Raw genomic sequence first — 6,000 nt, 5'->3', positions numbered from 1 at the left:
TTTTAAATAACTACTTTTAACACAACGCTTTTACAGCTCTCGCTGAACCCGTTCGCCAGGGAATTGCCTGGTCAGTTTGCCACGGAATGGAGTGGTCAGTTTCCCCGGAATAGTCACTGTAAAGCGTCTTCAGGTTTTGAATTTTTGTCATTTTCTTTGTCGTCGCCGGTGGGGCGGGGTTCTAAGTAGAATTTGGGCTTTGCCATGACTGTATGTGTCAACTGTATGTATATCCTAAAATTACATACACTTTTTACTATATCCTAATTTATTTTACTTTATTTAATTTTATAAATATCTACTTAAAATGCTTAATAAAGCGGTTTTTTGTTACATTGTTTTATTTCGTTAAATTCTAAGAATTCTATATATGTACTCCCGCTCTGAGTACATCAAACACGCAAGTACCGTCGTACTTGCGTGTTTCAATCAAACTTTCTTTTATAGACGCTAACAATAATACCTAAGGGGTAACTTATGAAATTCTATAATTAGTAAGTGCCGACAATCAATACTTTTTTCCATTTAGTTCGATTTGGTCAGGAACAAATGAAGATTTCCTTAATCTCTCGGCAATTATCGGTGCCGTAATTTTAGGTATAGTTTTAACAACATTCGGACTCTTGGGTTTTAAATCAATTCCATTAACACAAACCTTTGTGGTTATTGTTTATACTGCTGTATGCTCATTATATTTAATGCCCTAATCGAGGGTTTCCTGTTATAAATATGACCGGTTGAGCGTACAGTAAAATTGTGAGCGTAAAAACAACATGAAAAAAAGCACCGATCTTCCTAAGCAACTACAAAAGTGCCTTACCGGCATTAAAGGCTTTGACGAAATTACGGAAGGCGGCCTTCCGAAATACAGGACCACTTTAGTTAGTGGAAGTGCCGGCTCCGGAAAAACCCTTTTTGGGATTGATTTTTTAATCAACGGTGCGATCAAATTCAAAGAGCCAGGCGTATTCATGTCCTTTGAAGAAACAGAAGATGAACTTTATAAAGACGTGGCTTCTCTCAACCTGGATTTGCAAGGGCTTGTTTCTCAAAAAAAAATCCTGATTGAACATGTTCTTTTGGAGCGCAAAGATATACAGGAGCTTGACTTTAACCTGGAAGGGTTATTCGTTCGTTTGGAACATGCCATTGATTCCATTGGTGCAAAACGGGTTGTTTTAGATTCTATTGAATCTATTTTTGCCGGCATCACAGATGTCGGTATTCTTCGCTTAGAGATAAAAAGACTTTTCAGGTGGCTTAAGGAAAAAAAAGTAACCGCGGTTGTTACCGGAGAGCCGTTACAGGAAACTTTTACCCGTCATGGCCTGGAGCAGTACATTTCCGATTGCATCATTCTTCTGGATAACAGGGTTAAGGATCAAATTGCCATTCGTAGGATCCGTATAGTTAAATATCGCGGTTCAAAACATGGTACAAACGAATATCCTTTCGTAATTGATAAAGATGGACTTTCAGTAATCCCCATCACATCAGCAGGGCTTGATCAACCAGGCTCGGCTAAGAAAGTTTCGACAGGAATTCCATCATTAGACAAATTGTTCAAAGGAGGTAAACCAGGTTATACCGTGGGCAGCACAGTGCTTGCTTCAGGTACCGCAGGCACCGGAAAAACAAGCTTGGCCGCCGCATTCGCTTTAGCAAGTTGTAAACGTGGAGAACGCTGTCTTTTCTTGTCCTATGAAGAATCTGCAGGGCAGCTCACTCAAAATATGAGTTCCATTGGTTTTCATTTTGAACCGATGATAAAAAAAGGACTTTTAAAGATCGTGTCTACGAGGCCTTCCTTTTTTGGGTTGGAGATGCACTTACTCGATCTGTATAAGCTGATTGCAGAATTCAAACCGAAAGCGGTTGTCATAGATCCCCTGACAAGCATTATTGGAGAGGGGGACCAGCGAGAAATCCGATCAATGATTACCCGCATGATCGATCTTTTAAAATCCAATGGCATTACAAGCTTTTTTACAAGCCTTGTTTCTTCAGCGTCACAAAACGACACAAGCGGTGAAATCGGAGTCTCCTCTTTAATCGACACCTGGATCGTAGTAAGAGAGTTAGAAGAAGATGTCAGTAAAAAACGCATCCGTGGACTTTTCATTGTTAAGTCTCGCGGCACGGGCCACGACAGTGATGTCCACAAATTAATTTTGAGTGATAATGGAATTAAATTGGTGCCAATGGATAGCAAATCCATAGTAGGCGCTAATGAGGAAAAGAAGATCGGTAAAAATGTTTCTGAGGGTGAAAAATTAGCTAAACAAAATAAAGGTGAATGATGAAAAAAAGGGTTTATCTTCCGTAAATACGGGAGAATTACACCCTAACCTCATTGTTGGCATTGGCGGCTCAGCGGGAGCACTTAATGCATATAAGGCACTATTGGATGCTATGCCGTCAAATACAGGGATGGCCTTTGTCATTATTTCTCACATGAACCCCACCGCCATTAGTCAGTTAGTTGAAATTCTTTCGCGCCATATCAAAATGACTGTAAGAGTGGCTGCTGAAGCGATGCTAATCCAGGCAAATTGCGTTTATGTGATTCCTCCTGACGCGGATCTTCTAATGGGAAATTATACCTTCAAAGTCATCTCCCCACGCTCTGGCAGGAATAAACAGGTGGATTTATTTTTTACCTCTTTGGCAGAGGAAATGGGCGAGCGTGCGATTGGTATTGTACTTTCCGGATATGACGGTGATGGCACAAAGGGCTGCAAGCAAATCAAGGCAAACGGAGGGAAAACCTTTGCTCAAGATATGTCTGCCGAAGTAAATCACATGCCGCTCAGCGCCCAGGACTCGGGTAATGTAGATTTCGTTCTACCTCTCGACGAAATTCCAGGTAAACTAAAAAGTTTGGCAGCTGCGCTTAAGACCTGAAATAAATTCCATTTGATAGAACCTTTTTGTATAATCCATGAGATTAAACGACCTTAAAATAATGTCTCATATATTTTGCTAAATACATAGATGGTTGAACTTTTATCCCGCCCTGTAATCTTCTATGTGCCTATTAGGCCCGTAAGCAGGCTGTTTTTGTAAATCTTCTTTAAGTTAGTTTAAGAAAAGTCCCGTTTTGGCTACAAAAACCTCGCAAATACTGTTACACTTGCGTGTTTTTTTTAATTAATACTCCTTATAAATATGTAACCCATGAAACAATTTAAGATATAAATTGTAAATCAATGTTGTAGGTCATATTAAATTTTAATCCGTAAATTGAGTTTAAATATATTTTTCTTTTTAGCAACACTGTTGCCGAAGAAACCATAAAATATCATGCTTTTTCTATTAGGTAAAAAATAAATTCAATTAACTAACTTACCAACCTAAAAACACCTTCAATACGAGGAGAGAGAACAAATAGTGCTGTCTTGTTTTTTCCATTTTTGTTGATTTAACTACATACAAACAATGGAATATGGATACTATAGACTATAAAGCTTCTTTTGAACAATCATCGGCGCTGCTGCTGATGTTAAATACAGATTTTACGATAGTAGCAGTATCTGATTCTTATTTAAACGCTACTAAGACGATAAGAGAAAGTATTATAGGTCGGGATGTTTTCGATGTATTCCCAGATAATCCCGCCGGTTCAAGCGTCTCGCTTGAACCCAAGCAAATGTAAGCGTCCCGCTTACGATAGGCATTTAGTAATGCCGGGAAATAGTTGCATATTTTGCCAGAGTAGCCACACTGATCCGGAAATTCCGCCGAAGATTGTTTGTTGACGTCAGCGGAACGCTGACCAGTTTTTGGGTTCACACGAGACGATTGAACCGGCGCGGCGGGGCTCAAACAACGCCCTTTTTCTTTATTACTTCCAGCAAACAATCCGCATTTGGGCTATTGTTACCTTTGCGGCAAATGCTTACCACATCTGCTATAACAACATCACAAGTCAAAAATCAGCGGGTTTCAACTATACTGGCGTTTGCTTTGTTGCCCCTGTCGGGGTTCGCTACAGACATTTATATTCCTTCGTTACCCAATATGGGCGCCGAGATGCACATCAGCAGTATACAGGTGCAATTAACCCTCACGCTGTTCCTGATCAGCTATGGCACCTCGCAATTGTTCCTGGGCAGTGTTTTAGACTCATTCGGGCGATACAAATTCAGTACTGGCGCGCTCATGGTGTTTATTTTGGCAAGCATAATTATTGCCGTCACCCATAATATCTACGTAATTTATGCCATGCGGATAGTTCACGGTATTACGGTGGCTATGATAGTAATAGCCAAGCGGGCCTATTTTGTGGATGTATACGAAGGAGCGCAGTTAAAACATTACCTCAGCATGTTTACCATTATTTGGTCTGCCGGGCCAATAGTGGCCCCATTCCTGGGAGGCTATTTTCAACATACGTTCGGCTGGCAGTCAAATTTTTATTTCCTGGCGGCATTGGCATCAATTATAGCTGTGCTGGAACTTTTATACAGCGGCGAAACTATCCGGCACCGCACAGCATTCCATCTAAAAAAAATAGCTGCCATATACGTCGAAATGATCAAAGCAACTACGTTCAGCCTCGGTATACTGATGTTGACCTTTGCTTATTCGATGGTGATCATGTATAACATGACCGGGCCGTTTATTATTGAGCATCACTTTAAATTTACACCGGTTGTTGCGGGTTATTGTTCGCTTATTTTGGGCCTGGCGTGGATGACTGGTGGCTTTATTGGTAAAGCATTGATCAACCGGCCGTTTTTTGGTAAGCTGTTTATCAATATTTTAGTGCAGCTTATAGTGGTAGTATTAATGATTGTAACTGCAAAATTTGTGAACAATGTTTATGTGCTGCTATTTTTTGCTTTTGTGATACATGTGGGCGCCGGTTTTACCTATAATAATTATTTTACCTACTGTTTAAGCAGGTTCCCAAAAAATGCGGGTATGTCGGGCGGGTTTACGGGCGGCATGGTGTATGTGCTTCTTTCGCTGCTTACTTATGTTGTGGTAGCGGTCATTCCTGCTAAAGATCAACTTAATTTGAGCTATAGCTACCTGGTGTTTATATTATTATCGGTTGTAATAATGCTGGTGTTAGTTGGGGTGAGAAGAAAGCAGGCACCGGCAATTGCGGATTAAAGGATTTGGCAAGTTCCAGGTCGGCCAATCCGGGCGCGTCAATCGCTTAAATTACTGGCATTCAAGCAAAAGTGTTTGAATAGGTGGGGTTTGGCTAAAGCCCTTCTTTGATAAATTATCATTCCCGTCGGCTAAAGCCAGACGGCAATGAATTGAAAAGAACTGTTTCATTGCCGTCCCTTTTAAGGGACGGGACCCGATAAGCATGTTGGTGGCTTTAGCCAAAATTATAGAGGCGACAGTTTGAATTGTCAACGGAAATTCTTCTTAATTGAGGATCCTTTACTATCCTTAGCAGTCTGCCAGCTGGCGGATCCTTCCCCAATTATGCGCGGGGATGATTTTCCCCTAATGCCGGACTATTAATCATCACCCTCATCCTTATCACCATTCCAACATTTGATATAAATAATATTGGGGTTAAGTGCCTCTTGTGGCAGGTCCCTGATTTTGCCAATAAAAACCTGGTCCTTTTCATTGGCCCAGACTTCGTACTCCAGTTCGCCGGGTATTTGGCCGGTGAGCACGGTGCGGGGTGATATTTCAAAATACCGCATTATCGCCAGTATGGTGCGCCCGGTTTCGGTTAGGTCTTTAAATGTTTTGTCGGCTTTGGCTTTTGCGGCTTGTACCTTCCGGTTATAGCTGATTATGGCGTCTAAATCGCTTAAATTGTTTTGCCCGGTGTAGGATGGGGCGTTCTCTAACAGGTTTTTGAAGCGTTCGTTGCGCTCTGCAAATAGGTTGGTGAGCTGGTAGTAGTGGCTGCACCATGTGGTGAATTCGCTGGTCATGGGTTTGGGGGGTAATTGGTTTGAAAAAAATGTTTTTGTGGGCGGGTTATAGGTAATTGTAACCATGGGTCGAATGTTTAAAGCC

General features: G+C 41.2%; 5 protein-coding genes. 4 read left to right on the top strand and 1 reads right to left on the bottom strand.

Going from position 1 to position 6,000, the window contains the following annotated elements; translation table 11 throughout:
* The first annotated feature begins 773 nt into the window (after nucleotides 1-773).
* The 4 genes from kaiC to NAF19_RS26010 all read left to right on the top strand — a co-directional run bounded on the left by kaiC (nucleotide 774) and on the right by NAF19_RS26010 (nucleotide 5,121).
* Nucleotides 774-2,300 carry a circadian clock protein KaiC gene (gene kaiC, locus NAF19_RS26025; RefSeq protein ID WP_252793296.1) on the top strand — a complete coding sequence of 509 codons (1,527 nt, stop codon included), beginning with the start codon at nucleotides 774-776 and terminating at the stop codon, nucleotides 2,298-2,300.
* Nucleotides 2,293-2,904, top strand: a complete 612-nt coding sequence (locus tag NAF19_RS26020; protein WP_252793295.1) for a chemotaxis protein CheB — start codon at nucleotides 2,293-2,295, stop codon at nucleotides 2,902-2,904. The genes kaiC and NAF19_RS26020 overlap by 8 nt, the downstream gene beginning before the upstream one ends.
* Before the next feature lie 541 nt (nucleotides 2,905-3,445).
* On the top strand, nucleotides 3,446-3,655 hold the full coding sequence (locus NAF19_RS26015) for a PAS domain-containing protein (RefSeq protein WP_252793294.1): 210 nt from the start codon (nucleotides 3,446-3,448) through the stop codon (nucleotides 3,653-3,655).
* Between the two features lie 239 nt (nucleotides 3,656-3,894).
* Entirely contained in the window at nucleotides 3,895-5,121 is a 1,227-nt protein-coding gene (locus NAF19_RS26010; RefSeq protein ID WP_252793293.1) for an MFS transporter, read from the top strand.
* A 362-nt stretch (nucleotides 5,122-5,483) separates the two neighbouring features.
* On the opposite strand, the gene NAF19_RS26005 is transcribed toward NAF19_RS26010, so the two are convergent.
* On the bottom strand, nucleotides 5,484-5,915 hold the full coding sequence (locus NAF19_RS26005; protein ID WP_252793292.1) for a hypothetical protein: 432 nt from the start codon (nucleotides 5,913-5,915) through the stop codon (nucleotides 5,484-5,486).
* Nucleotides 5,916-6,000: the final 85 nt, after the last annotated feature.

Source organism: Mucilaginibacter flavidus, from assembly GCF_024055575.1.
Classification (GTDB): domain Bacteria; phylum Bacteroidota; class Bacteroidia; order Sphingobacteriales; family Sphingobacteriaceae; genus Mucilaginibacter; species Mucilaginibacter flavidus.
This window is presented reverse-complemented; position numbering and strand designations above follow the sequence as displayed.

Coding starts and splice junctions, on each gene's coding strand:
- kaiC (WP_252793296.1), top strand. CDS start 774: ATGAAAAAAAGCACCGATCTTCCTAAGCAACTACAAAAGTGCCTTACC.
- NAF19_RS26015 (WP_252793294.1), top strand. CDS start 3,446: ATGGATACTATAGACTATAAAGCTTCTTTTGAACAATCATCGGCGCTG.
- NAF19_RS26010 (WP_252793293.1), top strand. CDS start 3,895: ATGCTTACCACATCTGCTATAACAACATCACAAGTCAAAAATCAGCGG.
- NAF19_RS26005 (WP_252793292.1), bottom strand. CDS start 5,915: ATGACCAGCGAATTCACCACATGGTGCAGCCACTACTACCAGCTCACC.